The sequence below is a fragment of the Halorussus halophilus genome, assembly GCF_008831545.1.
Lineage (GTDB): Archaea > Halobacteriota > Halobacteria > Halobacteriales > Haladaptataceae > Halorussus > Halorussus halophilus.
This window is the reverse complement of record NZ_CP044523.1, coordinates 2,135,726-2,159,609: the sequence shown is the minus strand read 5'-3', so window position 1 is coordinate 2,159,609 and position 23,884 is coordinate 2,135,726. Positions and strand designations below refer to the sequence as shown.

Below are 23,884 nucleotides of genomic sequence, written 5' to 3'. Positions count from 1 at the left end.
GAACGCGAATAAGTCGGTCGTCTATCCGCAGATTAGGGCAACAGGAGGAAGACGACGTACGCGATAGCGAGCATCGCCGTCGCGTGTTTCGCCCCGTTTTTGACGCTCTGTTCGCCCATCTGTCCGGCGACGAGTCCCGAGAACAGCGCCTGAACCAGTGCGGTGTGGAAGAACAGGAGCGTGTACGCGTCGGGGTTCACGCTGGCGATGGACGAGAGCGGCCCACGACCGCCAATCGCTCCCGAGTCGGGCGCGCTCGCACCGGTCGGGAGGTTCGGTATGAGGATGCTGTTCAGCGCCGCGACGATGACGAGGAAGACGAAGAACGAGAGGTAGATGATGACGAGGTAGGTCACCATCTCTTGGCGACGCTTGCGCTTCAGTCGTCGGGTGTCTTGGGCCTCTTCGGCCGCGATTCGCAAGACCGGCGCGAGGTCGCCGCTGGCCCGCATCGCGTTGGCGATGAGCGAGACCATCCGCGTGATGATGGGCGTGTCGATGCGGTCTTCGAACCGGTAGAGTGCGGTTTCGGCGTCCGCTCCCCAGCGCAGGTCCGCCCAGATGCGCTCGACTTCCACGTCGAGCGCGCCCAAGTCGCCCTTTCGAACGCGTCCCAGACTCTCGACGATAGACATCCCCGCCTCGTTGACGCTGGCGAGTCGGTCGAGGAAGTCCGGCACCGCCCGTTCGATGGCCGAGAGGCGACGGCGGTGAATTTCCTGCACGAGTGCGAAACTGCCGACGACGACCAGTCCAGCCTGCACCACGAAGTCGTCCACGACGCGCGCGGTCAGCGTCCCGGCCGCAAGGTGTGGCCACGACCGGAGCAGAACCGAGAGCAACCCCAGCGGAATCGTCGCGTACAGTACGTACACCGGATTGTCGCGGATGGTGTGAATCGGGTCCGAGAGTGCCTTTCGGAACCACCAGATTCGCTCGAAGGCCGCGAGTCGCTCGAAGTTGTCGGTGGCGGTGGTCTTCGCAGTCGTGGTGGTGTCGGTCGTGGTGCCACCGTCGCTCCGAACTTCGTTCTCGACCACGCCCAACGCCGACAGCGTCGGTCGTTCGTCGCCGACCCGCTCGCTGGTCGGGTCGTCAGTCCCCCGAAGGTCCGCGAGGACGCCGACGACGCTCTGTACGTCCCGACTCCCGCGGGTCGCAGCGAGCGATTCGGTGATGCTGTCGAGGTAAACCACGAACCCCACGTTCGCGAGCGGGATGGCGAAGTACGTGATGACCTGCAACAGCGTGAGCGTGTTGCCCAAGCCCATCAGGCCCATGATGACCAGAATCGTGATGAACAGCAGCGGCGCGACGACGAACACCGAGACGTACGCTTCTGCTAGCGTCGCCAGCAGTTCGAGGAACGACTCCTGTTGGTCCTCGGCCTCCTGTTGGAACCGGTCGTACTGGTCGGCGAGATAGCTGGGGACGCTCTGGCCGCTCCGGAGGACGCTGGCGAGGTTGTCCGAGAACTCCTCGAACTTCTCGCTGGGCGTCTGCTCGCCGAGGCGCTCGATGGCCGACAGCATGTCCAGTCCCGCGATGTCCATCGACTTCACCGCGACCGCGACCTCCGCGGCGGCCTCGCCGTACACGTCCTGATTACGCGCCAGCGTCCGCATGATTTCGGGGAACGCCATGCCACTGCGCGAGAGGGCGTAGACGAACGCGACCGTGCGCGCCAGACTCTCGTCTATCTGGCGCTCGCGGGTGTTCGCTCGATAGGAGAGGTTCTCCCAGCGAATCCAGTAGGTGAGTGTGCCCGCCCCGAGACCGACGGTCGCGCTACTCGCCAACAGGAGCGCGAACAACTGGCCGACGCTGAGGTTCGGGTCGCCGAAGACGGTCGCGAGCGGGCCGAGTTGACTCGGGAGCGTCGCGCGAACCGTCTCGGACGAGATAGAAATCACGGCCAATCCGGCCCCGACGAGGTAGACCCCGATGACGCTCCCAGTTACTGCCGCAATCGCCGCGTACAGCACGGTCTTCGCGGCGTACATCCGATACGTCTCTGCGACGTGGACCGACTGCAACAGTCGCTGTCTCCGCGCGCGGCGGCGACCGTTGTCCGTGACGTAGCCACCGAACAGCGTGAGCGCGACGCGCGTCACGACCCGGTTCACGCGCCGGTCGATGGCCGCGACGCCTATCGAGAGCCACACGAGACCGACCGCTACCAGCGGGACGTACTCGAACATCAGTCGGGTCCGACGGCGACTTCTGTCTCGGTGCCGATACTGTCCAGCACGCGCTCGGGGTGCGCGTAGTACTCGTTGACCATCGCGGTGAACCGCTTGTAGTCGGTGACGCCCTGCTCAGAGAGGAACTTCAACACTCGCTTCCGGTTCCGGAGTTCGCCGAGGAGTTCGCCTCGGGACCACCCGCGTTCGTCCTGAATCTCGTCCAGCACGTGGCTGTCGTTCTGCCGGAACTCGTCTCGATTGGCCTTCCACGAGAACGTCGTCGAGTAGTCCAAGTCGCCGGTTCGCTGGTCGATGCCCTCGATTTCGGCGACGACTTTGTTCCGGCGCACCCGCTCGTCGCCGACGTGGGTCAACGTCTGCACACAGAGCACGTCGAGACTCTGAATCATCGCTCGCGGCACCTCGATGGGCTTGTTTTCGAGGCGGTTGATGACCGTCTGGACGCTGTCTGCGTGCATGGTCGAGTACGTCGTGTGGCCCGTGTTCATCGCCTGAAAGAGCGTCATCGCTTCTTGGCCACGCACCTCACCGACGACGATGTACTCGGGGCGGTGGCGGAGTGCAGAGCGCAGGAGGTCGTACATCGTGATGTCCGCGCCTTCGCCCCGCCGCTCTCTGGTGACCGACGAGAGCCAGTTGTCGTGGTAGAGCGCGAGTTCGCGGGTGTCCTCGATGGTCAGCACCTTCGAGCGCGGCGGGATGAACATCGAGATGGCGTTCATCGACGTGGTCTTGCCAGAGGCAGTCCCGCCAGCGAACAACAGCGACTTGTTGCTCTCGATGGCCAACCAGAGGTACGCCATCTGGTCCAGCGAGAAGGTGCCGTAGTCCACGAGGTCCACAGGAGTGAAGGGTTCGTCGGCGTACTTCCGGATGGTGAACGCAGAGCCTCGCGGGGTGACTTCTTCCCCGAGCGCGAGTTCGGCGCGCGACCCATCCGGTAGGGTCGCCTCGACCACGGGGTCGCCGATGCTGACGTGCTGGCCGGACTGTTGTGCGAGTCGCACGACGAGGTTGTCCAACTCGTCTTGCCCGTAGACGATGTTCGTCTCGATGTCGGTGTACTCGTCGTGGTAGACGAAGATTGGCAGGTCGTAGCCGTCGCAGGACACGTCCTCGATGTGCGGGTCCGACATCAGTGGGTCGAGCTTTCCGAACCCGCTGAACGACCGGTGGAGGTAGTAGAACAACCGATAGAAACTCGCGGCGTCCACTTCGACGCCGTACACCGAGAGCAGTTCTTCCAACTCTTCTTTCAGCGCCTCGGCGGCGGCCTCCTCCGCGGAGTCGCGCCGATGGATGAGCGAGTCTCGAAGGTCCTCGAACAGTCGCGCGAGCAGGTCGGTTTCGAGGTCGTCGAGGTCGGGTTCGACGACGTGATACCGGTGTTCGTTCTCCTCGTCGTCGTAGTTGACGGAGACGAACGCGAAGGGGGCGTTCACCCAGTACCGCTCGATTTCCTCGTAGCCGTCGATGCCCGAGAACGACACGAGTAGCCCGTGCTCGCCCGGGTCGTAGTTCCCTGTATCGACGGGCGTCCCACCGAGTACCTCCGCGGTGCGCTTGAGCGTCCGCTGGAACTCTCGAATTCGAACCCGCACGTCGTCGGTGGTCCACTCTGTCATCGGTCTGTGTACGTGTCGCCGCAGTAGTTCAAACGACACGTCGAATCGGGGGCACTTAAATCAACGGTCGATGGTCACAGTGTCGGCCAGCGTTACGTTCATACCGTGCGGGACCGTACGGCCGTGTACGGAATGAGGCGCGACTACTTCACGCTAGACGTTCGAAACGTCGATTGGGTCGAGGAGGACGGTTCGGCGGAGAAGCCGACAGTACTCATCGACTTCGAGGGCCCATCCTCGACGCTCAGAGAGCGCCTCACCGGGACGAGCGACGAACTGCTCGACGCCGCCGAGACGGACGTCGCCTACAGACTCCAAGGGGAGGTAGACGACCCCGACACGACCGGCGTCGTCAGCGTCACGAACCGCATCACGGGCGACTTCGTCCTCGAACTGAACGAGGACGCAGACGACGTGCTGAAGTTCATCCGTGCGGCCCGCGAGTACGGCAAAGCCTCCGGCGACAGCGACGGGCGCTACCACGTCGAAATCAGCATCAACGGCGAGGACCTCGTCGCCTACGACAAGAGTACGTTCTTGGTCTACAACAGCGACGGCCACTTGCTACGCCAGCACAGTCTCATCCCCAGCGGCGTCGAACTGTAGCGACGCTCTCCGGGTCGGTCTCTCTCTGCAGAATGGGTCCCCGAATCGGTCGAGGCACCAACCGCTTCGAACCGCGCTTCCTCTGCAATTCGGTCCGCTATTCGATGCGTACTGCTCAGTGCGTGTTGCCGAACACCACGAGTACGATTCCGATTACGGCCGACAACAGTATGATGATACCGATGAGATAGTCGAACAGTCCTTCCGGGGATGTGACGCTAGGGAACTTCATAGTTCCCGATACGAAACTCCCCGGCTTAGTTCTCACGGGTTTCGGTCGAGGAATCAGTCAGAGCGACACCCACGGCATCGTCACGTCGCTGTCCGGGAGGTGCCAGCGCTCCTCACCGTCGCCGTCTTGGACGCGGAGTTCGACGACGGCGTCGAACGCGTCGGCGAGTCGCTGGACGCGCTCGCTGTCGTACGATTCGGTGAGGACGAAGTGGGCCATCCCGTTGTGTGCCCGCACGCGCTCGCCGACTCGCTCGGCGAACTGGCGAACCTCGTCCTCGTCGCAGATGTCGAGCATCGGACCGAGCGAATCGACGCCGACGCGCAGTTGGGCCGGACGAACGCCGTCGGCTTGTCGGTCGAACGCTTCGATTGCGTCGAATAGCTCGGTCTGTAGCTCGGAGCGGTCGCTCACCGTTCGTGTCTCCGGTCCTTCGGGCATCGTCGGCCCCACCTCGGGAGACTGTTCCGAACAGAGGGACGCTCGCTCCGAGGAAACCGAGCGAACCGAGTTCGCGCAGGTCAGGACTCGCGTCTTGGTTCCCGCCGAGTCCGTGGCGGACGGAAGCCGACTGCGAACGCTCTCTTCGTCCGCGTCGGTGACGACCATCGCTCGATATCGGTCGACGTCATCGTCGCCGAGCATGCTCTCGCTGGCACGCGTGAACAAGTATCTCGGCACGTCGCCGACCACGAAGAGGCTGCACCCGTCCCGCTTGAGGGCGCGGAGGTGACCGACGAACGACGAGACGTCTTCGGCCGGTTGGGTGCTATCAGTAGCCATCGTTAGCTATCCGTACGACCTTTTGGTTCATAAGCTTTCTCAATTTTAATAAGTTGTAAGCCATCTTGTCACTACGTTCTGTCAGGTCGAAGACGAACTCGTTCGGCGTCGATTTCGTCTCTTCGCGTCAGCCCAAGGTCTCGAACGAAATCGAGGGAAGCTAAGTGTCCGGGACCAAACGTCCCGACATGGACCTCTTCGGAACCGCGGGCATCCGCGGTAGCGTCGTGACGAAGGTGACCCCGGAGTTGGCACTCTCGGTCGGTCGGGCCGCTGGCCGCGACGGCGAGACGTTCGTCGTCGGCCGCGACGGCCGCGAGACGGGGACGGCACTCGCGGCGGCGATGGAAGCCGGTCTGGAAAGCGTCGGGGCGGACGTTCGCCGCGTCGGGCAACTCCCGACCCCCGCACTCGCGTTCGCGTCGCAGGGCCGACGCGGCGTGATGCTCACCGCGAGTCACAACCCGCCGACCGACAACGGCATCAAGCTGTTCGCAGACGGCCAAGAGTACGACCGAGACGCCGAGCGCACGATAGACGAGCGCGTCGAGGCCGACGACTCGCCAGTCGCGTGGGACGAGTGGGGCCACAGCGAAGACCTGGCGGTCCTCCCCAACTATCGGGAGGCCGTCACCGAGTACGCTCGCGAACACGGTGCCCCACTCGACGGACTCCGTGTCGCGGTCGATTGTGGCAACGGTATGGCCGCAGTCGCAACGCCACAGGTGCTTCGCGCACTCGGCGCGCACGTGGTGACGCTCAACGCCAACGTGGACGGTCACTTCCCCGGCCGGGAGAGCAAGCCGACGCCCGAGACGCTGTCGGACCTTCGCGAGTTCGTCGCTGGTGAGGGAGCGGAGTCCCGAGAATTCCACCTCGGCATCGGTCACGACGGCGACGCCGACCGCATCGTCGTCGTGGACGGCGACGGCGAAGTCATCCACGAGGATACCGTCGTCGCAGTGCTCGCCGCTCACTACACCGAGCAGAGCGACGCCGAGGACCCGGTCGTCGTGACGACGCCGAACGCGTCGGGGCGAATCGACGAGCGCGTCGAGGCCGCTGGCGGGCGCGTCGAGCGCGTCCGACTGGGTGCGCTCCACGAGGGAATCGCGACCGCCCGCGCCGACGGAAGCGAGGGCACAGAAGTCGTCTTCGCGGCCGAACCGTGGAAACACATCCACACCCAGTTCGGTGGCTGGATAGATGGCGTCACGAGCGCCGCGGTCATCTCTCGACTCGTCGCCGAAGCGGGTGGCGTCGAGCCACTCCGAGGACCGGTCACCGAGCGGCCCTACCGCAAAGTCAGCGTCTCCTGTCCGGACGACGCGAAAGCAGACGTGATGGCACGACTGGAGACCGCAATCCCCGAGCAGTTCTCAGACGCCTCCGTCAACACCGAGTACGGGGTGCGTGCGACGCTTCCGGACGGGTCGTGGGTGCTGGTTCGGCCGAGCGGCACCGAGCCGTACGTCCGGGTGTACGCCGAGAGCGACGACGTGGACGAACTGGTAGAGCAAGCGGCCGACGAAGTTCGCCGCGCCGTCGGTCTTTGAATCCGGAAGACAGCAGTCATCTGTCTGAACAGAATCGGCATTATTCTGGGTTCGACCAGGTGAAACGACGCATTTATCAGGAGCTGTTCGTATCTTTCGCCTACAATGTCCAACAGTGACAGACGTACGTTTCTTAAACTGACCGGTGGTGCGGTCGGCGTAGGCGCACTCTCTGGTTGTATCAGTCTCAACGGCTCCGGCGGGAGCGACACCACGACGGAAGAGACGACCAGCGGATCGTCCGGCACGACGGACGCGTCGGGAACGACCGACGACTCGACGACGAGTGGCGGCGAGGCCAACGCAGACCTCAACGTCGGCATGGTGTACGCGCTCGGCGGTCTCGGCGACAAGTCGTTCAACGACATGGCGAACAAGGGCGTCAAGCGCGCGGAGGAGGAGATGGGCATCACCTTCCAGAACGCCCAGCCACAACAGCAGTCGGACTTCAAGACGCTCCAGCGACGGTTCGCGTCCCAGAACAAGTTCGACCTCATCTGTTGCATCGGCTACGCCCAGACTGAAGCGCTCAAGGCGAACTCGAAGAACTTCTCGGACCAGGACTTCATGCTCGTTGACTCCGTCGTCGAGCAGTCCAACGTCGCCAACTACACGTTCAAAGAGCATCAGGGGTCGTTCCTCGTCGGCCAACTCGCCAGCATGCTGACGACGCGCGACTTCAGTGCCGGTGCCGGAGCGACCGCATCGAGCGAGACGAAGGTCGGCTTCGTCGGCGGTGTGAAGGTCCCGCTCATCGAGAAGTTCCAGGCTGGCTTCGAGAAAGGCGTCGCGCACGCCAACTCCGACGTGTCGGTGGACGTGACCTACACCGGTTCGTTCGGCGACCCCTCGAAAGGCAAGGAGGCCGCGCTGTCGATGTACCAGAACGGCGCGGACATCGTCTACCACGCGGCCGGTGCGACCGGTCTCGGCGTCTTCAAGGCGGCCCAGCAGGAAGGCCGCTTCGCAGTCGGCGTGGACGCAGACCAGTCGCGTAGCGAACCGAGCTACAAGGACGTCATCCTCGCGAGCATGGTCAAGCGCGTGGACAACGCGGTTTACAAGTCCATCGATAACAAGGTCAATGGCAACTACAACGGTGGCGGCGTGCAGGCACTCGGCCTCGAAAAAGACGGCGTCGCCTGCGTCTACGGGCAGAGCCTCGGCTCCGACATCCCGCAGGAAGTCAAGGACGGCATCTCGCAGTCTCGCCAGAAGATAATCGACGGCGACATTAGTGTGCCGACGAAGCCCCAGTAGGGACGGCCACATGAATTGTCACGGCGTGACACCTTTCGAGTGGGGAACGTATTTATGAGTAACGCAGTTCACTTAGATGGAATCACGAAGCGGTTTCCCGGCGTCGTGGCGAACGACGACGTAGACCTCGTCGTCGAGGAAGGCACCGTCCACGCGCTCCTCGGCGAGAACGGGGCGGGCAAGACGACGTTGATGAACGTCCTCTACGGCCTCTACGAACCGACCGAAGGAACCGTGTCGGTCGGCGGCGAGGAACAGGACTTCGACTCGCCACGCGACGCCATCGACGCGGGCGTCGGGATGATTCACCAGCACTTCATGCTCGTGGACCCGATGACGGTCGCGGAGAACATCGTCCTCGGGAACGAACCGCGCAAGTGGGGCGGCCTCGTCGCCGACCACGACCGTGCCCGCCGCGAAGTACGCGAGTTGAGCCAACGCTACGGCTTCGACGTGGACCCGGATGCGACCATCGAAGAGGTCAGCGTCGGCGTCCAACAACGGGTCGAGATTTTGAAGGCACTCTACCGTGGTGCCGACGTACTGATTCTGGACGAACCGACCGCTGTACTCACGCCCCAAGAGGTCGAGGACTTGCTGGAAGTCATCGAGGAACTCACCGACCAGGGCAAGACGATTATCTTCATCACGCACAAACTCGGCGAGGCGATGCACGCCGCAGACGACATCACGATTCTGCGGGACGGCGAGAACGTCGGTACTGTCAAGGCTGACGAGACCACCCGCGAGGAACTCGCGGAACTCATGGTCGGCCGGGAGGTACTCCTCGAAGTCGAGAAGGACGAGAGCAATCCCGGAGACACCGTTCTCTCCGTGGACGACCTCGTCGTCACCGACGAGCGCGACATCGAAGCGGTCTCCGACGTTGACTTCGAGGTCCGCGAGGGCGAAGTGTTCGGCATCGCTGGCGTGGACGGGAACGGCCAGTCAGAACTCATCGAGGCGATTACGGGACTGCGACTGCCCGAGTCCGGTCAAATAGACTACCTCGGTGAAGACGTTTCGACCCTGTCCCGGCGCGAGCGCATCGACGCGGGGATGGCCTACATCCCGGAGGACCGCCACGAACGCGGTCTCGTCATGGACTTCGACCTCGTGGAGAACGCGCTCCTCGGGAGCCAACACTCCGATGAATTCGCCGAAGGCGGCCGTATCGACTGGGGAGAGACGCGCAACCACACCGAGGACGTCATCGAGGGTTACGACGTGCGGCCCCCGAACCCGGACGCGAAGTCCGAGGCACTCTCGGGTGGCAACCAGCAGAAGTTCATCGTCGGCCGCGAGTTCGAGCGCGACCCCAACTTGGTGGTTGCGACCCACCCCACGCGCGGGGTGGACATCGGCTCGACGGAGTTCATCCACGAACGACTACTTGACCTGCGCGACGACGGCGAAGGCGTCCTGCTCGTCTCTTCGAATCTCGACGAGGTGCAGGGACTCTCGGACCGCTTGGCGGTGATGCACGGCGGCGAAATCATGGACGTCGTGGATCCCGAGACGACGACCGAAGAGGAACTCGGCCTGCTGATGGCGGGCGAGTATCCCGACGAGAAGTCCGCGGATTCCGCGGAATCGGCCAACTCGGCCGAATCGGGTGATTCCGCCGAGTCCACCGATTCGACCGTCTCCACCGAAGGAGGCTCGACATGAACGGCGACTCGTGGCGCGACGTACTGCGACGATTCGCCGGGACCTCGGCGGCCGAGCGACTGTTCATCAGCGTCGCGGCGCTCGCGCTCTCTATCGTCGTCGGCGCGGGCGTCATCCTCGCGGCCGGGTGGATGGCGACCTGTGGCGCGCCAGCGACTATCGACATCCCGCTGTTCGGTGCGACGCTCTCGATTACGTTGCAGGCGTTCGGCGAACCAATCTGTTACGACCCCGTGAACGTCTACGTCACGCTGTTTACCGGCGCGTTCGGCGACATTCTGTCGAACCCCACGAACTTCAGCTTCAGTCTCACGCTGAAAGAGACGACGCTGCTCGTGTTCACCGGGCTCTCGGTCGCCATCGCGTTCCGCGGTGGGATGTTCAACATCGGGACGCAGGGTCAACTGGTACTCGGCGCGCTCGCGAGCGCGCTCGCTACTGTCACTGTTGCACCGATTCTCCCTGCGGGTCTCGTCGGTTCGATAGTCGTCATCCCGTTCGCACTGCTCGTCGGCGCTATCGTCGGCGGCCTCTACGGCGCGCTCCCCGGTGCGCTCAAGGCGTACGCCGACGCGAACGAGGTCATCACCACCATCATGCTCAACTTCATCGCTACGCAGGTAGCGTTCTACCTCACGAAGTACCACTTCCAGAACCCGGGGAGTCAGGTCGTCCAGACCAGGTCTGTCCCCGGATTCGCACAGTTGCAACCGATTCTCTTCGGCGAAGGCAGTGGCTTCTCGTTGCTCGCGCTCGTCCTCGGACTCGCGCTCGCGGGCGGCGCGTGGCTGTTGCTCGAACGCACGTCGCTCGGCTACGACCTGCGGACGAGCGGCCTGCAACCGGAAGCCGCGGAGTACGGTGGCGTCGATGCCGACCAGACGATGGTGACCAGCATGGCGCTGTCGGGCGCGCTCGCTGGCATCGGCGGTGCCGTCTGGGTGCTGATGGCCATCGGCAGCTATCAGGTCGGCGTGCCGTCGTACGGCTTCGACGGCATCACCGTCTCCATCCTCGCGGGTAACAACCCACTGGGCGTGCCGATTGCGGCACTGCTGTTCGGCGTGCTGAAGAGCGGGTCGCTGGCGGTGCAGTTCGCTGGGGGCGTTCCCCAAGAACTCTCTGGGGTCCTTCGGGGCCTCATCATCCTGTTCGTCGCCATGCCGGAGTTCTTCCGGATGCTCGGCGAGCGTCTTCCGAGTGCCGAAAGCGAGCAGTCTGCACCAGTTGCGACGGACGGCGGCGAAGGAGGTGACGAGGAATGATCGACCGTAGCGCGCTCGACCGCGAGACGATTCGCTACGCGCTGGCCGGAGCGGCCGGTGGCTTAGTCGTCCTCGTCGCAATCGGCGGTCTCATCTTCCCCGGTTCCATCGCTGGCATCGTCCTCAACCGCGCGGTCAGCCAGAGTACGGTTAGCTCCGCGCTCCGACTCTCGGTGCCCATCGTCTTCGCGGCACTCGGTGGCATCTTCGCCGAGAAGAGCGGCGTCATCAACATCGGCCTCGAAGGCCTGTTGATAATCGCCGCGTTCGTCGGCGTGCTGGCCACCGACATGCTCGGTGCGGGCCAAGCACTCGTCAGTGTCGTCGTACCCGGTCTCGGAACAGTCCCAATCGGGAACATCTGGCTCGGGTTCGCGGCAGGCATCCTGTCGAGTACGCTCCTCGCACTGCTGTTCGCAGTCGTCTGCATCGAGTTCAAGGCCGACCAGATTATCGCCGGACTCGCCGTCTGGCTCATCGCGCTCGGTCTCGCGCCGTTCGGCGCGAAGGTCGTCTACAACCGACCGAACACCCCGAGCGTCGGCACCTTCGACAACTGGACGGTGCCGCTGCTCTCGGAGATTCCGTACTTCGGCGACGTGTTGTTCAACGCTTCGCCGACGGTGTTCATGATGCTGTTCGCGGTGCCGATATCGTGGTACGCGCTCTTCCGGACGCCGTTCGGTCGGTGGGTCCGCGCGAGCGGCGAGAACCCGAAGGCACTCGACACGGCGGGTGTGAGCGTCCGCCGAGTCCGATACTCGGCGGTCCTGCTCTCCGGTGTCCTCTCGGGCATCGGCGGCGCGGGACTCACCCTTGGGACCGGCACCGGCAACTTCGTCGGCGGCGGCACCGTCAACGGACGTGGCTTCATCGCCATCGTGGCGTACCTGTTTGGCAACTACAACCCGTTCGGTGCGTTCGGCGCGTCGATGCTGTTCTCGACGCTCGACGCGCTTCAGTTGCGTCTGCACGGGTTGGGCGTGCCGAGTTCGCTCATCCAGACGATTCCGTACGTCACCGTCATCATCGTCTTGGCGCTCGTGGGCCGCACCCAGATTCCGGAAGCGGCGGGCGAGTACTACGAATCGGGCGAGGAATGAGGCTCGCCTTTTGCTGATTTTTGCGGTTCTCCAATGTGATGAGTTCGAGAAAGAGCGAGTACCACGTGCGTTCCGACTGTTGTGAGCTACGAGAACAGCACTATCGGCGCGCGAATTACAACTGCTGAGTGCTACAAGCGAGAGTTAGGCAGTTATTGACTGGAGAACAGCACTATTGCCGGTGCAAAGGAGAGACCGCTCCGCACCGCAACCGCACGAGCCACACGCCTCCCCAGCCGATTCGCTCACGTCCGTTCGCTCATCCCTCGCACGGACGGTGCGGCGGTCGCGCGCTTCGCGCGACCGCCAGACCGCGCGCGCCAGTTCGTCAGTGAAAATTCGAGACACCGTCCGTGGGTCACGGCGTGCGCTGGCGCGAGTCGCGGTTGGGCTCGCGCCAACCTCGCGCGAGGGATGAGTGGCGGAGCGAGTGGAACGAGCGACAGAAGGAATCGGCTGGGGTGGTGTGTGGCCGTCGCGGAGCCGTCGCGGTGCGGGGCGGTTTCTCATCGGTTTCGGGAATAGCTAGCTGCTTCTCGAATGCGTCGAAGAAGTAGTCAAATAGAATCTCACAGGGTGTTTCGGAAATAGCTAGTTGCTTCTCTCTAGAGTCACCCGCAGAAGCCGCGCCGAAAACACCAACTCCACAAAAACCGACCCTACGAAAACCAACTCCCACCCAGAATCCCCGACCTATTTCTCGCCACCACCCAATTTCGAGACACCATGGACGAACTTCTCGACACCGCCCGCGACGTGCAGGAGAACGCACACGTGCCCTATTCGGACTACCCCGTCGGCGCGGCCCTCAGAACCGCCGACGGTACCGTCTACGTCGGGTGTAACATCGAAAACGCGAACTACAGCAACAGCCTCCACGCCGAAGAGGTCGCCATCTCCGAGGCCATCAAGGAGGGCCACCGCGAGTTCGACGCCCTCGCCGTGAGTTCCGAGCGTCGTGACGGCGTCACGCCCTGCGGGATGTGCCGCCAGACGCTCGCGGAGTTCTGCGACGACGATTTGCCCGTGATTTGTGACGAGGGCGACGACTACAGCGAGTACACGCTCGGCGAGTTGCTACCGAACACCATCTCCGAAGAGATGCTAGAGTAAGGTCCCTAGCTCCCTCAACCCCACGCCGACGCCAGTGCCTCTCGTTTTATCAGGGCGAATCCCGCGAGGATGACGACGAACCCTGCGATAGTCGCCGCGGTCAGCGTCTCGTCGCGGAGCGCCCACCCCGTAATCGCCGCGACCATCGGCACGACGTAGGAGACCAGATTAATCTCCACCGGGCCGTGACGGTCCAGCAAGCCGAAGTAGACCACGTACGCCGCCGCGGTGGCGAAGATGACGAGGTAGGCCAGCGGAATCAGTGCGTCCATGCTGATGTCGAGAGTGGCAGTCTCGCCGCGAGCGACGCTCAGGCCGTGCATCACCAACGACCCCAGTGCCATCGCCCATCCGGTTCTCGCAACCGCGTCGGCCGTCGGTTCCGTCTTGCGAAGCAGGACGCTCCCGACCGCCACGCTCGACGCAGAGCCGAGTACGAGCAACTTCCCGACCGCACTCGCGAGGAAGTTCCCGGGGTCGGGTCGCACGACGAGCGATACACCAACTAAACCGAGCGCGAAGCCGACGACGCCGAGCCGTGACAGTCGCTCGTCGGCCAACAAGAGCGGCGCGATTGCGGCGGTCAGCACGGGGTTCATGCTGTAGAGGACCGCCGCGACGCCGCCCGTCGTGTGTTGTTGCCCCAAAAACAGCAGGGCGTTGTTCGCGGCGATGAAGAACGCGCCGACGATGAGGACAGACAGATAGTCGTCTCGCGTGCGCGGGAGCCATCGGTCGCGGGTCGCCGCGGCGTAGCCGACCAGCAGGAGCGCGCCGAGGTCGTAGCGTAGCGAGGCGAAGAAGACGGGCGGGAGCGACTCCAACCCCGCTTCGATGGCGATGAAGCCGCCGCCCCACGCGACGGCGAGGAAAGCGAACAGGAACACGTCCCGGTATCGTGACACGCTCGCTAGTCGGCACGACACCGAGGAAAGCGTTCCCGTTTGCCTCCGGAGCGTCGATGAAGCTTTATAACCGCTGCCGGGACTACTTCGGGGCATGACTGGCGACAGCGAAGACCCCAACGACGAAGTGCAGTACCACGTGGAACTGAGCGAAGGCGACGTAGCCAACGCCGTCCTCCTGCCGGGCAACCCCGAGCGACTGGACAAGATTACGCCGTTCTGGGAGAACGTCGAGGAGAAGGCGTACCACCGCGAGTACCGCACCGCGACGGGCGAGTACGAGGGGACGCCCATCAGCGTCACCTCCACAGGAATCGGTGCGCCGTCCACCGCCATCGCCGTAGAGGAACTCGCACGCGTCGGTGCGGACACCTTCATCCGCGTCGGGTCCTGTGGCGCGCTCCAGGCAGAGATGGAACCCGGCGACCTCGTCATCACGACCGGCGGGGTTCGCCAAGAAGGCACCAGCGACGCATACGTCCGCGAGGACTACCCCGCGACGGCCGACCACGAAGTCGTCTCGGCGCTCGTCGCCGCCGCCGAGCGACTGGGCTACGACTACCACACCGGCATCACGATGAGCGCCGACAGCTTCTACGCCGGGCAGGGTCGCCCCGGATTCGAAGGCTTCGAGGCCGCCGGAAGCACGGAACTCATCGAGAATCTCAAGAACGCGAACGTCGCCAACATCGAGATGGAAGCCAGCGCCATCATGACGCTGGCCAACATCTACGGCCTGCGAGCAGGGGCGGTCTGTTCGGTGTTCGCCAACCGCGAGACCGGCGAGTTCCTGACCGAAGGCGAGACCACCGCCGCCGAGACGGCCAGCCTCGCGGTGAAGATTCTGGCGAAGATGGACGAGAAGAAAGCCGAGGAGGGCGTGGACCGGTGGCACGCCGGAATGAGTCTGGACTGAAGGCACGAGCGACCGGAGGGAGCGAGCGTATTATTCTTTGAACGACCAGATTTTCGCGAGTAACGAGTCCACGCGCGGCGCGCACTGCGCGCCGCGCTCGTTGACGAACAGGATTCGGGACGAACGTTTAAATCCGAAGCCAAGACCAACACTCCATAGACGTTTCGAGTGGTCACGCGAGCGACGCGAGCGTGACCATCAGCGGTGTCGTGCGGGCCACGCGCACCGCCAGTCTGGGTAGTCCGGGAGGACCGAGCAACGTCGTAACAGCAGTCGGTAAAATTTCTTGACGCTCGCATTCGAACTCCGACCATGACCGACACCGACACCATCGGAACCTACGAATCGGTCGTCGAAGAGTACCGCGAGCGCCACGGCGACCGGTCGGGGATTCAGGAACTCGTCGAGGAGTTCTGCGATGCACTCGACGACGCGACGAGTGGCGACGCTAGCCGAGTCGCCGATATCGGCTGTGGTCCCGGTTGGGAGTCGGCCACATTCGCAGAGCGCGGCCACGAAGTCGTCGGGGTGGACCTTACGCCAGCGTTCCTCGAAGTCGCCCGAACCGAGGCCCCGGCCGCCTCGTTCGCGCGGATGGACATGCGGCAACTCGCGCTTGCCGAGAATACCATCGACGGCCTGTGGGCCTGCGCGTCGTTCCTCCACGTCCCGCGCGAGGACGCCGCTGAAACGCTCGCAGGGTTCCGCCGCGTCGTCCGACCGGGCGGCGTCGTCTACCTCTCTGTCGCTCGTGGCGACGGCGAGACGGAGGGCGAGAGCTACGACGAGGACACCAGACAGTTCACACTCTACCAGTCAGACCAACTGCGAGTGATGGCCGAGGACGTTGGATTGAGAGTCGAATCGGTGTCGGACGGCGACTGGATTCAACTGCTGGCGCGCGTCTGAGAGTCGCTACTGCTGCTCGTGCGGCACTGCCAGCACCGGCATCTCGGCGCGCCGGACGATTTTCTCGGTCGTACTGCCGAGGAAGAACCGCTCGAATCCGCTCCGACCGTGGGTCCCCATCGCAATCAGGTCCACGTCGTTCTCGTCGGCGTGTTCGAGGAGCGTCTGTGCAGGGAACCCTCGCCGGACGGCTGTCTCGACTTCGACACCAGCGTCCCGCATTCGTTCGGCGACGGCACTCGTAGCGTCCTCACCGAGCTTTTCGAGTTGGTCCATCGTCTCCGTCGCGGGGGCGATGTCCGGCTCAGCGGTCAGAACGCCCATGTCCACGACGTAGAGCGTGTAGACCGTCGCGTCGAACGCCTGCGCGATGTCGATAGCGTGGTCGATTGCTTCTGCGGCACAGTCGCTCCCGTCGGTCGGCACTAGAATCCGGTCGTAGCCGTCGGCAATCTCGCTCGCTTCGACTGCTCGGGTAGTCATCACCGGAATCTCCGCGAGTCGGAGGACTTTCTCGGTCACGCTTCCCGCGACGAATCTGTTCACTCCCTTCCGTCCATGGGTGCCCATGACGAGCAGGTCGGCGTCGTGGTCGTCGGCATAGTCGAGGATGCCCCGAGCGGGACCTCCTTTCACGACTGCGGTCTGCACTGCGTCCGACCCTTCGAATTGGTTTTGTGTCTCTCGAATTAGCTCCCGACCGGCGTCTTCGAGTCGTCCGACGTACTCTTGGTCCACCCCGCCAGCGTTGAAGAAGCCTGCGGCTTCTTGCACGTCCACGACGTTGAGAAGGTGAACCGTCGCGTCGAAGGCGTCTGCCAACTTCAGTGCGTGTTCCGCCGCTCGTACCGCGTGTTCACTGCCGTCCGTCGGAACGACGATAGTATCGTACATGGAAATCCTCTGACGATACGTACGGCTGGAACCGTCTTAGTTACGATGGAGATTCTCAGCAATCGAAAAATAATAGTCGGCGCGCCGTCGCGTCTACCGCTACAGCAACTCTGCGTCCACGAGTCTATCGACCGCTTCGCCGATTCGCTCCAGACTGTTTGCGTAGGAGATGCGGGCGTAGCCGGGCGCGCCGAATGCGCTTCCGGGAACCGTCGCTACGTGGGCTTCCTGCAAGGCGTCCTCGCACCACTGCTGGTCGTCTTCTGCGACCTCCATCATGAGGTAGAACGCGCCGTCCGGGTCCGGTGCGCGAACGCCCAACTCGTCCAGTCGGTCAGTCAGGTACTCGCGTCGTTCCGCGAACGCCTCGACCATCTCCTCGATTTCTTCCTCGGTGTTTTCGAGGGCTTCGACGCCCGCGTGCTGGACGAAGTTCGTCGCACAGGAGACCGAGTGACTGTGGAGCTTTCCGGCCTGCGAAATCAGTTCCTCGGGCGCGGCGATGTAGCCGAGTCGCCAGCCAGTCATCGAGTAGGCCTTCGAGAAGCCGTTGATGGTGACGGTTCGCTCGGCCATGCCGTCGAAGGTGCCGAGACTCGTCGGTTCTTCGCCGTAGGTAATCTGCTCGTAAATCTCGTCGCTGATGACGGTCACGTCGTGTTCGACGGCGAGGTCCGCGACGCCTGCGAGTGCGTCGTCGGAGTACACCGCGCCGGTCGGGTTGTTCGGCGAGTTGACGACGAGCAGTTGGGTCTCGTCCGAGATGGCCGCTTCGAGGTCGTCCAGTGCCGGTTCGAGTTGGAAGTCGTGGGGCGCGAGGTCAACTCGGTTCAGGCTCCCACCAGCGAGTTTGACCATTGCTTCGTAGGAGACCCACGCCGGGTCGAGCAGGACGACTTCGTCGCCATCGTCCACGAGGGTCTGGATGGTCTCGTAGAGCGCCTGCTTCGCGCCGGGCGTGACGATGATTTCGCTCGCGTCGTAGCTCAGGCCGTTTCCGGCTAGTTTCGTGGCGATAGCCGCCTTCAGCTCGGGAATCCCGTTCGATGAGGTGTAGCCGGTGTGGCCTGCGTCGATGGCGTCCTTTCCGGCCTCGACGATGTTTTCGGGCGTCGGGAAGTCCGGTTCGCCGACGCTCAGGTCCACCACGTCCGCGCCGTCGGCTTCGAGTTCGGCGGCGAGGTTACTGATGGCGAGCGTCGCGCTCGGTTCGACTCGTTGAATGCGGTCTGAAAAGTCCATGTTAGAGTTCCTCCACGAGGTCTACTGCGCTCTCGACGGCGTCTGCACCCTTCGATTCGCGTTCGCGGGCTTCAGCGCCCGACATGCCGGGACCGGTGACCCCGAGGGTGACCGGCTTGTCGCGGTCGAGGCTCACGTCGGTGAGGCCTTGCGCGGCGGCGTCGGCGATGACTTGGTCGTGGTCTGTGTCACCGGTGACGATCGTGCCGAGGACTGCCACGGCGTCGATTTCGTCTCTTCGCGCCAGTCTGTCGGCGGCCAGCGGCGCGTCGTAGGCACCCGGCACCTCCACCGACTCGACGATCTCTGCCCCGCGTTCTTCGGCGGCGTCGCGGGCGTGTTTCTCCATCTGCTCGGTTACCTCGCGGTTGAACCGCGAGACGACGAGGCCGAGAGCAACCATGGTCGAACGGTGGCGTGGACCGGTAAAAGAACTACCGCTATCCGGAAAAATTGACTCCTCGACTGCTCCGGTACACTTGTATCCCTTCGGATGTTTTCCCAGAAACGATGAGTACAGACGAGACACCCTCTAGCGAACTCGGGCGGAGCCACGACTCCGTGACGGCGTTCGGACGGTCGGTTGGGACCCGAACGCTCGCGGCGGTCGTCGCGGTGACGCTCGTCGCGCTGTCGCTCCGACTGTTCGCACTCGGGACGCGGGTGTTCCACTGGGACGAGGCACGCGTCGGCTACTGGATTCTGCGGTACGCGGAGAACGGCATCTGGGAGTACCACGCGTCTATCCACGGCCCGTTCCTCTACCACGTGAACAAGTATCTGTTCCAGTTGTTCGGTGCGAGCGACTTCCTCGCTCGCCTCCCCGTGGCAATCGTCTCTGGACTTCTCCCGCTGACCGCGTGGCTGTTCCGCGAGCGACTGGACCGGGCGGAGATGCTCACCGTCGGCCTCTTCTTCGCGCTCAACCCGCTGCTGCTGTACTACTCGCGGTTCATGCGGAACGACGTGCTGCTGGCGGCGTTCATGGTGTACGCGCTGGCGTTCTACGTCAGACTGTTCGACACGCACAAGCCGCGATATCTCTACGCCGGGACGCTGATGTTGGCGCTGGCGTTCACCACCAAGGAGAACGTCCTCGTCTACGTCGTGACGTGGCTCGGCGCGGCGGTACTCCTGTTGGAACACCGCCTGCTCCTCGTCGGCGGGGAAGACGACCGGGTCGCCCTGCTCCGCAAGTGGGGTTCGGACCTCTGGCACGCCCGTAGGTGGTGGCTCCATCTGGCGCTCGGTCTCGCGTTCTTCTTCGCCGTCGTGATATTCTTCTACGCGCCGAGAGCGCGTGGGGTCCCCGGTCCCGGTCTCTGGAAGGCGTTCACGAATCCGGGCATGTTCCCCGCGGTCGTGGAGGAGGCGACAGTCGGGTCGTGGGAGAAGTTCGCGAGCAAGTGGGGCGAGGGCAACCAGAACTCGTTCCTCGGGACGTTCAAGGCGCTCTGGAAACCCACCCAGCAGGGCGCGCTTCCGTTGCTCGTACTCGCGCTCGTCGGGTTCTTCGTGGACCGATACGACGGGCCTCGCCCTCGTGACCTCGTCGCGTTCACGTTCTACTGGGGATTCGTCAGCCTCGTCGGCTACCCAGTCATCGTCGAGAACCCGTTCCCGTGGGAGCCGATTCACGCCGTCGTCCCGCTCGTAATCCCGGCAGGCGTCGGTCTCGCCGTCTTCGTCCGGTGGGCCGCACAGGCTATCGGCGACAGCGACGGCGTGAGTGCGACGCTCGCCACCCTGCTCGTGCTGCTCGTCGTCGGCCAGATGGCGGCCACGGCCGTCACGACGAGTTTCGTCCATCCGCAGGACGAGTATCTCGACGACGGCCAGACGGACGTGAACACGCTCGTCCAGTACGGCCAACCGGCAGACGGCATCCGCCCGACGCTGGAGTTGGTCGGGGAGGTCGCCAGACAGAACGACGGCACCGACGTCCTATACTACGGCTCTGACTTCTACGTGGCCGACGAGTCTGATAACGACCGGTGGGCCGCAGGTGGTGGCTGGTACAACCGACTGCCGATTCCGTGGTACACCGAGCATGCCGACGCAGTGGTCGAGAGCGCGGCCGACCCAAGCCAACTCAGCGGGGACGTTCCTCCAGTCGTCATCGCTCGCGCGTCAGACAGTCACGTACTCGACCGTCGCTTGTCGAACTACCGAGCGTACGAACACGAGTTGACCATCCACGGAAGCCGGACCGTCTTCTACGTCCACGAGGACGCGCTGCCGTCCGATGCGCCACCGGCGACTGATGGTGGTGGCGGCGACTCGAACGACGAGTCGTCGTAATCGATGGCTCACAGTAACCACGTTCGTGCATAGCTCGCGTTCGAGTTGGCAAATCTTATGCAGTCCTGTCCACAACGTCTCGCTCAATGAGCGACAGCGACCCAGTCACGCTCGGCGTCGTCGGCGGTGGTCAACTCGGTCGGATGCTCGGAGAGGCCGCGACGCCGCTTGGTATCGAGCTAGTGGTCTTAGACCCGACGCCGGACTGTCCGGCGTCTCCGGTCGCGCGCGACCAACTCGTCGGCGACTTCGACGACGAGGACGCCGTCCGGGAACTCGCCTCGCGCGCGGACTACCTCACGTACGAAATCGAGTTGGCCGACCCCGACCTCCTCGAAGCCGTCGAGTTGGAGTACGACGTGCCGGTCCACCCCGACCCGGCGACCCTGCGCACGATTCAGGACAAACTGGTCCAGAAGGAGCGACTTCGGGAGGCGGGCGTGCCGGTGCCGCCGTTCCGACAGGTGGATGACCGCGCAGATTTGGAGGACGCACTGGACGAATTCGGCTATCCGGTCATGCTCAAGGCCCGCGAGGGTGGCTACGACGGCCGGGGCAACGTCCCCATCGAGAGCGAGGCCGACATCGACGCCGCGCTCGATTCGGTTGCGGGCGGTGCGATGGTCGAACAGTTCGTGGAGTTCGAGCGCGAGGTGTCCATCATCGGCGTGAAAGGGAAGGAGGAAACCGCCACCTTCCCGCTCGGCGAAAATATCCACGAGGACGAGATTCTGCGCGAGACCGTCGTGCCTGCGCGCACCGAGGAGGCAGTCGCGGAGCGCGCCCGCGAGGTAGCTTCGGACGTGCTGGACCAACTGTCGGGGAGAGGCGTCTACGGCATCGAACTCTTCCAGACGAGCGAGGCGCGAAGCGCCTCGAATGCGAGCGGTGACGAACCGCGAGCAGATGGCGAGATTTTGGTCAACGAAATCGCGCCGCGCCCGCACAACTCCGGCCACTACACTATCGAGGGCGCGCTGACCTCGCAGTTCGAACAGCACGCGCGCGCCGTAACCGGCAAGCCGCTCGGTGCGACCGACCTCCGGAGCCCCATCGTGATGGCGAATATTCTGGGCGACGTCGAGGAGAATCAGTCAGCGAGCCTCTCTGGCGCCGATTCCATTCTTGCCGAACCGGGCGCGAGTTTCCACTGGTACGGCAAGAAGCAGGTGCGGCCCCTGCGGAAGATGGCGCACTTGACGCTGACCGACGACTGTGACGCCGAAGTCGAGACGCTACTCGAAGACGCGCGAGAACTACGCGAGAAGGTGACCTTCCAATGACCGAACTCCAGCAACTCATCGACGACCTGCGAGCGGAGGCAGAGCGTGACAGAGACCCCGAAGCGACCCCCGAAATCGGCATCGTGATGGGGAGCGACTCGGACTTAGACGTGATGTCCGGCGCGTACGACGCGCTAACCGAGTTGGGATTCGAAGAGGTGACTGATTACGACGACCCGCCGGAGGCCCGATTCACCTTCGAGACGTACGTCGTTTCCGCACATCGAACTCCGGACCTGATGTACGCCTACGCCGAGACCGCCGAGGCGCGCGGACTGGACGTGATTATTGCGGGTGCAGGGGGCAAGTCCGCCGACCTGCCGAACATGACTGCCTCGCTCGCGTTTCCGTTACCCGTGGTGGGCGTCCCGGTCCAAGAGAAGTCCGTCTCGTCGGTCATCGGTATGCCGACGGGCGCGCCCATCGTCGCCGTGGACGCGGGCAAGTCGTTCAACGCCGCGCTCTCTGCGGTGCAGACGCTCGCGCGCGAACACGACGAACTACGCGACAGACTGGTCGAGTACCACGACGACCTGCAAGCGGGCGTCGCGGACGTTTCGCGCCGACTCCACGAGCAGGGCACTCCGGCGTTCCGCGAGGGTCGAGAGTAAGGCTCGCTTAAGAAGCCTGATTTTGGCCGCGAGCGCCACTGGACGCTCTATCTCGGATTACTCTCGGTTTACTGAACAGAACCCACGACGAAGTAGCGTCACCTCCCGTCCGTGCCACCCTGTCTCAACCGAAATATCTCGTTTCCCGACAGAAACCGTCAAACCGCCGAGAGGCGCTTGAGACGTTCGAATCCGAACGAATCGCAAGAATCAACGCTTATAGGGGTGCGCTCACAACTTCCGACCGCTAGGAGAAAACCGGTATGAATCCATGGATAGCCATTGGCGCGCTTGCGCTGGTGGGGCTGTTGATTCCGCTCGGGATGATGGCGGTCTCCAGTCTCCTCCGGCCGAGTGTGCCAGAAAAAGGTAAAACCACCGTCTACGAGAGTGGTGAGATTCCGACGGGCGGCACGCGCATCCGTTTCAACATTCAGTACTACATGGTCGCGCTGCTGTTCGTCGTCTTCGACATCGAGACCGTCCTCATCTTCCCTTGGACGGTCATCTACCGCCGGGCAGTCTCGATGGAAGGCGTCGGACTCACCACGGCGTTGCTGCCGATGCTCCTGTTCATCGGCGTTCTCGTCGTCGGGCTCGGTTGGGCCTGGCGTAACGGTGCCGTACGTTGGGTCAGCAACCCCACGCAACGGAGTGTAGACAGACAATGAGTAACGAACCACGGGACACGATTCGCGGAAGCACAGACGCACAGACTAAGACCCGCGAGGCCCGGATGAGCGGGGCGGTGGACAACCGCTTCAACTCCAAGCTTCGAGAGGCGTTCGGCTCCTCGCCGTTCATCCTCACGAAGTTCGACAAGTTCATGAACTGGGTGCGGGGGTCGTCGATGTTCATGCTGCAGTTCGGTATCGCGTGTTGCAGCATCGAGATGATGCACACCTACGCGGTCAAGCACGACCTCGACCGCTTCGGTTCGGGGGTCCCGCGCGCGTCGCCGCGACAGGCCGACGTGATGATCGTTCCGGGGACCATCGTCTCGAAGTTCGCCCCGCGCATGAAGCGGGTCTACGACCAGATGCCCGAACCCAAGTTCGTCGTGAACATGGGCTCCTGTTCTATCTCGGGCGGCCCGTTCCAAGAGGGCTACAACGTCATCAAGGGCGCAGAAGAGGTCATCCCGGTGGACATCCACGTCCCCGGTTGCCCGCCGCGCCCCGAAGCACTCGTCTACGGCGTCGTCAAGCTCCAAGAGCGCATCGCCAACGGCGAGAGCAGTCCGGTGACGGTCAAGCCGTACGAGATGGAGCAGTTCTCGGACTTAGAACGGGACGAACTGGTCGAGAAGCTCGCAGACGACATCGACGAGGAGACTCTCGTCATGCGCTACAACTGGGCTGATTCACCATGAGTTCCCAAGAGAAGCGTCCCCAATCCATCG

Annotated in this window: 21 protein-coding genes; 14 read left to right on the top strand and 7 right to left on the bottom strand. The window is 63.7% G+C overall.

Annotated elements, in window-relative coordinates:
• Positions 1–32 precede the first annotated feature (32 nt).
• The gene (locus F7R90_RS10695; protein WP_158057434.1) at positions 33–2,201 is read right to left on the bottom strand and encodes a type II secretion system F family protein; all 2,169 of its coding nucleotides are present in this window, start codon (positions 2,199–2,201) and stop codon (positions 33–35) included.
• Positions 2,201–3,832, bottom strand: coding sequence for a type II/IV secretion system ATPase subunit (locus F7R90_RS10690; RefSeq protein WP_158057433.1), 1,632 nt, complete (start codon positions 3,830–3,832; stop codon positions 2,201–2,203). The genes F7R90_RS10695 and F7R90_RS10690 overlap by 1 nt, the downstream gene beginning before the upstream one ends.
• 132 nt (positions 3,833–3,964) lie before the next feature.
• On the opposite strand from F7R90_RS10690, the gene F7R90_RS10685 reads away from it, so the two are divergent.
• Positions 3,965–4,438 (top strand): DUF5793 family protein, encoded by a 474-nt coding sequence (locus F7R90_RS10685; protein ID WP_158057432.1) that lies wholly within the window; start codon positions 3,965–3,967, stop codon positions 4,436–4,438.
• Positions 4,439–4,727: 289 nt separating this feature from the next.
• On the opposite strand, the gene F7R90_RS10680 is transcribed toward F7R90_RS10685, so the two are convergent.
• A complete protein-coding gene (locus F7R90_RS10680) occupies positions 4,728–5,453 on the bottom strand; it encodes a DUF7504 family protein (RefSeq protein ID WP_158057431.1) in 726 nt (241 codons plus the stop codon).
• Between the two features lie 188 nt (positions 5,454–5,641).
• Here F7R90_RS10680 and F7R90_RS10675 point away from each other — a divergent pair, with 188 nt between their 5' ends.
• From F7R90_RS10675 to cdd, 6 genes are all read left to right on the top strand, one after another.
• Positions 5,642–7,009, top strand: a complete 1,368-nt coding sequence (locus F7R90_RS10675; protein WP_158058895.1) for a phosphopentomutase/phosphoglucosamine mutase — start codon at positions 5,642–5,644, stop codon at positions 7,007–7,009.
• Between the two features lie 105 nt (positions 7,010–7,114).
• Positions 7,115–8,269 (top strand): BMP family lipoprotein, encoded by a 1,155-nt coding sequence (locus F7R90_RS10670; protein WP_158057430.1) that lies wholly within the window; start codon positions 7,115–7,117, stop codon positions 8,267–8,269.
• 54 nt (positions 8,270–8,323) lie between these two features.
• Positions 8,324–9,940, top strand: coding sequence for an ABC transporter ATP-binding protein (locus tag F7R90_RS10665; protein WP_158057429.1), 1,617 nt, complete (start codon positions 8,324–8,326; stop codon positions 9,938–9,940).
• Entirely contained in the window at positions 9,937–11,205 is a 1,269-nt protein-coding gene (locus F7R90_RS10660) for an ABC transporter permease (protein WP_158057428.1), read from the top strand. The genes F7R90_RS10665 and F7R90_RS10660 overlap by 4 nt, the downstream gene beginning before the upstream one ends.
• Positions 11,202–12,308: an ABC transporter permease gene (locus F7R90_RS10655; protein ID WP_158057427.1), complete on the top strand. Its 1,107-nt coding sequence runs from the start codon at positions 11,202–11,204 to the stop codon at positions 12,306–12,308. The genes F7R90_RS10660 and F7R90_RS10655 overlap by 4 nt, the downstream gene beginning before the upstream one ends.
• 726 nt (positions 12,309–13,034) lie before the next feature.
• Positions 13,035–13,421 carry a cytidine deaminase gene (cdd, locus tag F7R90_RS10650; protein WP_158057426.1) on the top strand — a complete coding sequence of 129 codons (387 nt, stop codon included), beginning with the start codon at positions 13,035–13,037 and terminating at the stop codon, positions 13,419–13,421.
• Between the two features lie 14 nt (positions 13,422–13,435).
• Here the strand turns inward: cdd and F7R90_RS10645 are convergent, their stop codons facing one another.
• Positions 13,436–14,326, bottom strand: coding sequence for a DMT family transporter (locus F7R90_RS10645; protein WP_158057425.1), 891 nt, complete (start codon positions 14,324–14,326; stop codon positions 13,436–13,438).
• Positions 14,327–14,420: 94 nt separating this feature from the next.
• Here F7R90_RS10645 and F7R90_RS10640 point away from each other — a divergent pair, with 94 nt between their 5' ends.
• Positions 14,421–15,242 (top strand): nucleoside phosphorylase, encoded by an 822-nt coding sequence (locus tag F7R90_RS10640; protein WP_158057424.1) that lies wholly within the window; start codon positions 14,421–14,423, stop codon positions 15,240–15,242.
• Positions 15,243–15,554: 312 nt separating this feature from the next.
• Positions 15,555–16,151 carry a class I SAM-dependent methyltransferase gene (locus tag F7R90_RS10635; protein ID WP_158057423.1) on the top strand — a complete coding sequence of 199 codons (597 nt, stop codon included), beginning with the start codon at positions 15,555–15,557 and terminating at the stop codon, positions 16,149–16,151.
• 6 nt (positions 16,152–16,157) lie between these two features.
• On the opposite strand, the gene F7R90_RS10630 is transcribed toward F7R90_RS10635, so the two are convergent.
• From F7R90_RS10630 to ribH, 3 genes are all read right to left on the bottom strand, one after another.
• Positions 16,158–17,045 (bottom strand): universal stress protein, encoded by an 888-nt coding sequence (locus tag F7R90_RS10630; RefSeq protein WP_158057422.1) that lies wholly within the window; start codon positions 17,043–17,045, stop codon positions 16,158–16,160.
• A 99-nt stretch (positions 17,046–17,144) separates the two neighbouring features.
• On the bottom strand, positions 17,145–18,287 hold the full coding sequence (locus F7R90_RS10625) for a pyridoxal phosphate-dependent aminotransferase (protein WP_158057421.1): 1,143 nt from the start codon (positions 18,285–18,287) through the stop codon (positions 17,145–17,147).
• Position 18,288: 1 nt separating this feature from the next.
• Positions 18,289–18,690 carry a 6,7-dimethyl-8-ribityllumazine synthase gene (gene ribH, locus F7R90_RS10620; RefSeq protein WP_158057420.1) on the bottom strand — a complete coding sequence of 134 codons (402 nt, stop codon included), beginning with the start codon at positions 18,688–18,690 and terminating at the stop codon, positions 18,289–18,291.
• 107 nt (positions 18,691–18,797) lie between these two features.
• On the opposite strand from ribH, the gene F7R90_RS10615 reads away from it, so the two are divergent.
• The 5 genes from F7R90_RS10615 (at position 18,798) to F7R90_RS10595 (ending at position 23,854) form a co-directional block, all read left to right on the top strand.
• On the top strand, positions 18,798–20,588 hold the full coding sequence (locus tag F7R90_RS10615) for a flippase activity-associated protein Agl23 (protein ID WP_158057419.1): 1,791 nt from the start codon (positions 18,798–18,800) through the stop codon (positions 20,586–20,588).
• An 86-nt stretch (positions 20,589–20,674) separates the two neighbouring features.
• Positions 20,675–21,871 (top strand): 5-(carboxyamino)imidazole ribonucleotide synthase, encoded by a 1,197-nt coding sequence (locus tag F7R90_RS10610; RefSeq protein WP_158057418.1) that lies wholly within the window; start codon positions 20,675–20,677, stop codon positions 21,869–21,871.
• Entirely contained in the window at positions 21,868–22,482 is a 615-nt protein-coding gene (gene purE / locus F7R90_RS10605) for a 5-(carboxyamino)imidazole ribonucleotide mutase (protein ID WP_158057417.1), read from the top strand. The genes F7R90_RS10610 and purE overlap by 4 nt, the downstream gene beginning before the upstream one ends.
• 263 nt (positions 22,483–22,745) lie before the next feature.
• Positions 22,746–23,153, top strand: a complete 408-nt coding sequence (locus tag F7R90_RS10600) for an NADH-quinone oxidoreductase subunit A (protein ID WP_158057416.1) — start codon at positions 22,746–22,748, stop codon at positions 23,151–23,153.
• Positions 23,150–23,854, top strand: coding sequence for an NADH-quinone oxidoreductase subunit B (locus F7R90_RS10595; RefSeq protein WP_158057415.1), 705 nt, complete (start codon positions 23,150–23,152; stop codon positions 23,852–23,854). The genes F7R90_RS10600 and F7R90_RS10595 overlap by 4 nt, the downstream gene beginning before the upstream one ends.
• Positions 23,855–23,884 lie beyond the last annotated feature (30 nt).

Coding starts and splice junctions, on each gene's coding strand:
- F7R90_RS10695 (WP_158057434.1), bottom strand. CDS start 2,201: ATGTTCGAGTACGTCCCGCTGGTAGCGGTCGGTCTCGTGTGGCTCTCG.
- F7R90_RS10690 (WP_158057433.1), bottom strand. CDS start 3,832: ATGACAGAGTGGACCACCGACGACGTGCGGGTTCGAATTCGAGAGTTC.
- F7R90_RS10685 (WP_158057432.1), top strand. CDS start 3,965: ATGAGGCGCGACTACTTCACGCTAGACGTTCGAAACGTCGATTGGGTC.
- F7R90_RS10680 (WP_158057431.1), bottom strand. CDS start 5,453: ATGGCTACTGATAGCACCCAACCGGCCGAAGACGTCTCGTCGTTCGTC.
- F7R90_RS10675 (WP_158058895.1), top strand. CDS start 5,642: ATGGACCTCTTCGGAACCGCGGGCATCCGCGGTAGCGTCGTGACGAAG.
- F7R90_RS10670 (WP_158057430.1), top strand. CDS start 7,115: ATGTCCAACAGTGACAGACGTACGTTTCTTAAACTGACCGGTGGTGCG.
- F7R90_RS10665 (WP_158057429.1), top strand. CDS start 8,324: ATGAGTAACGCAGTTCACTTAGATGGAATCACGAAGCGGTTTCCCGGC.
- F7R90_RS10660 (WP_158057428.1), top strand. CDS start 9,937: ATGAACGGCGACTCGTGGCGCGACGTACTGCGACGATTCGCCGGGACC.
- F7R90_RS10655 (WP_158057427.1), top strand. CDS start 11,202: ATGATCGACCGTAGCGCGCTCGACCGCGAGACGATTCGCTACGCGCTG.
- cdd (WP_158057426.1), top strand. CDS start 13,035: ATGGACGAACTTCTCGACACCGCCCGCGACGTGCAGGAGAACGCACAC.
- F7R90_RS10640 (WP_158057424.1), top strand. CDS start 14,421: ATGACTGGCGACAGCGAAGACCCCAACGACGAAGTGCAGTACCACGTG.
- F7R90_RS10635 (WP_158057423.1), top strand. CDS start 15,555: ATGACCGACACCGACACCATCGGAACCTACGAATCGGTCGTCGAAGAG.
- F7R90_RS10630 (WP_158057422.1), bottom strand. CDS start 17,045: ATGTACGATACTATCGTCGTTCCGACGGACGGCAGTGAACACGCGGTA.
- F7R90_RS10625 (WP_158057421.1), bottom strand. CDS start 18,287: ATGGACTTTTCAGACCGCATTCAACGAGTCGAACCGAGCGCGACGCTC.
- ribH (WP_158057420.1), bottom strand. CDS start 18,690: ATGGTTGCTCTCGGCCTCGTCGTCTCGCGGTTCAACCGCGAGGTAACC.
- F7R90_RS10615 (WP_158057419.1), top strand. CDS start 18,798: ATGAGTACAGACGAGACACCCTCTAGCGAACTCGGGCGGAGCCACGAC.
- F7R90_RS10610 (WP_158057418.1), top strand. CDS start 20,675: ATGAGCGACAGCGACCCAGTCACGCTCGGCGTCGTCGGCGGTGGTCAA.
- purE (WP_158057417.1), top strand. CDS start 21,868: ATGACCGAACTCCAGCAACTCATCGACGACCTGCGAGCGGAGGCAGAG.
- F7R90_RS10600 (WP_158057416.1), top strand. CDS start 22,746: ATGAATCCATGGATAGCCATTGGCGCGCTTGCGCTGGTGGGGCTGTTG.
- F7R90_RS10595 (WP_158057415.1), top strand. CDS start 23,150: ATGAGTAACGAACCACGGGACACGATTCGCGGAAGCACAGACGCACAG.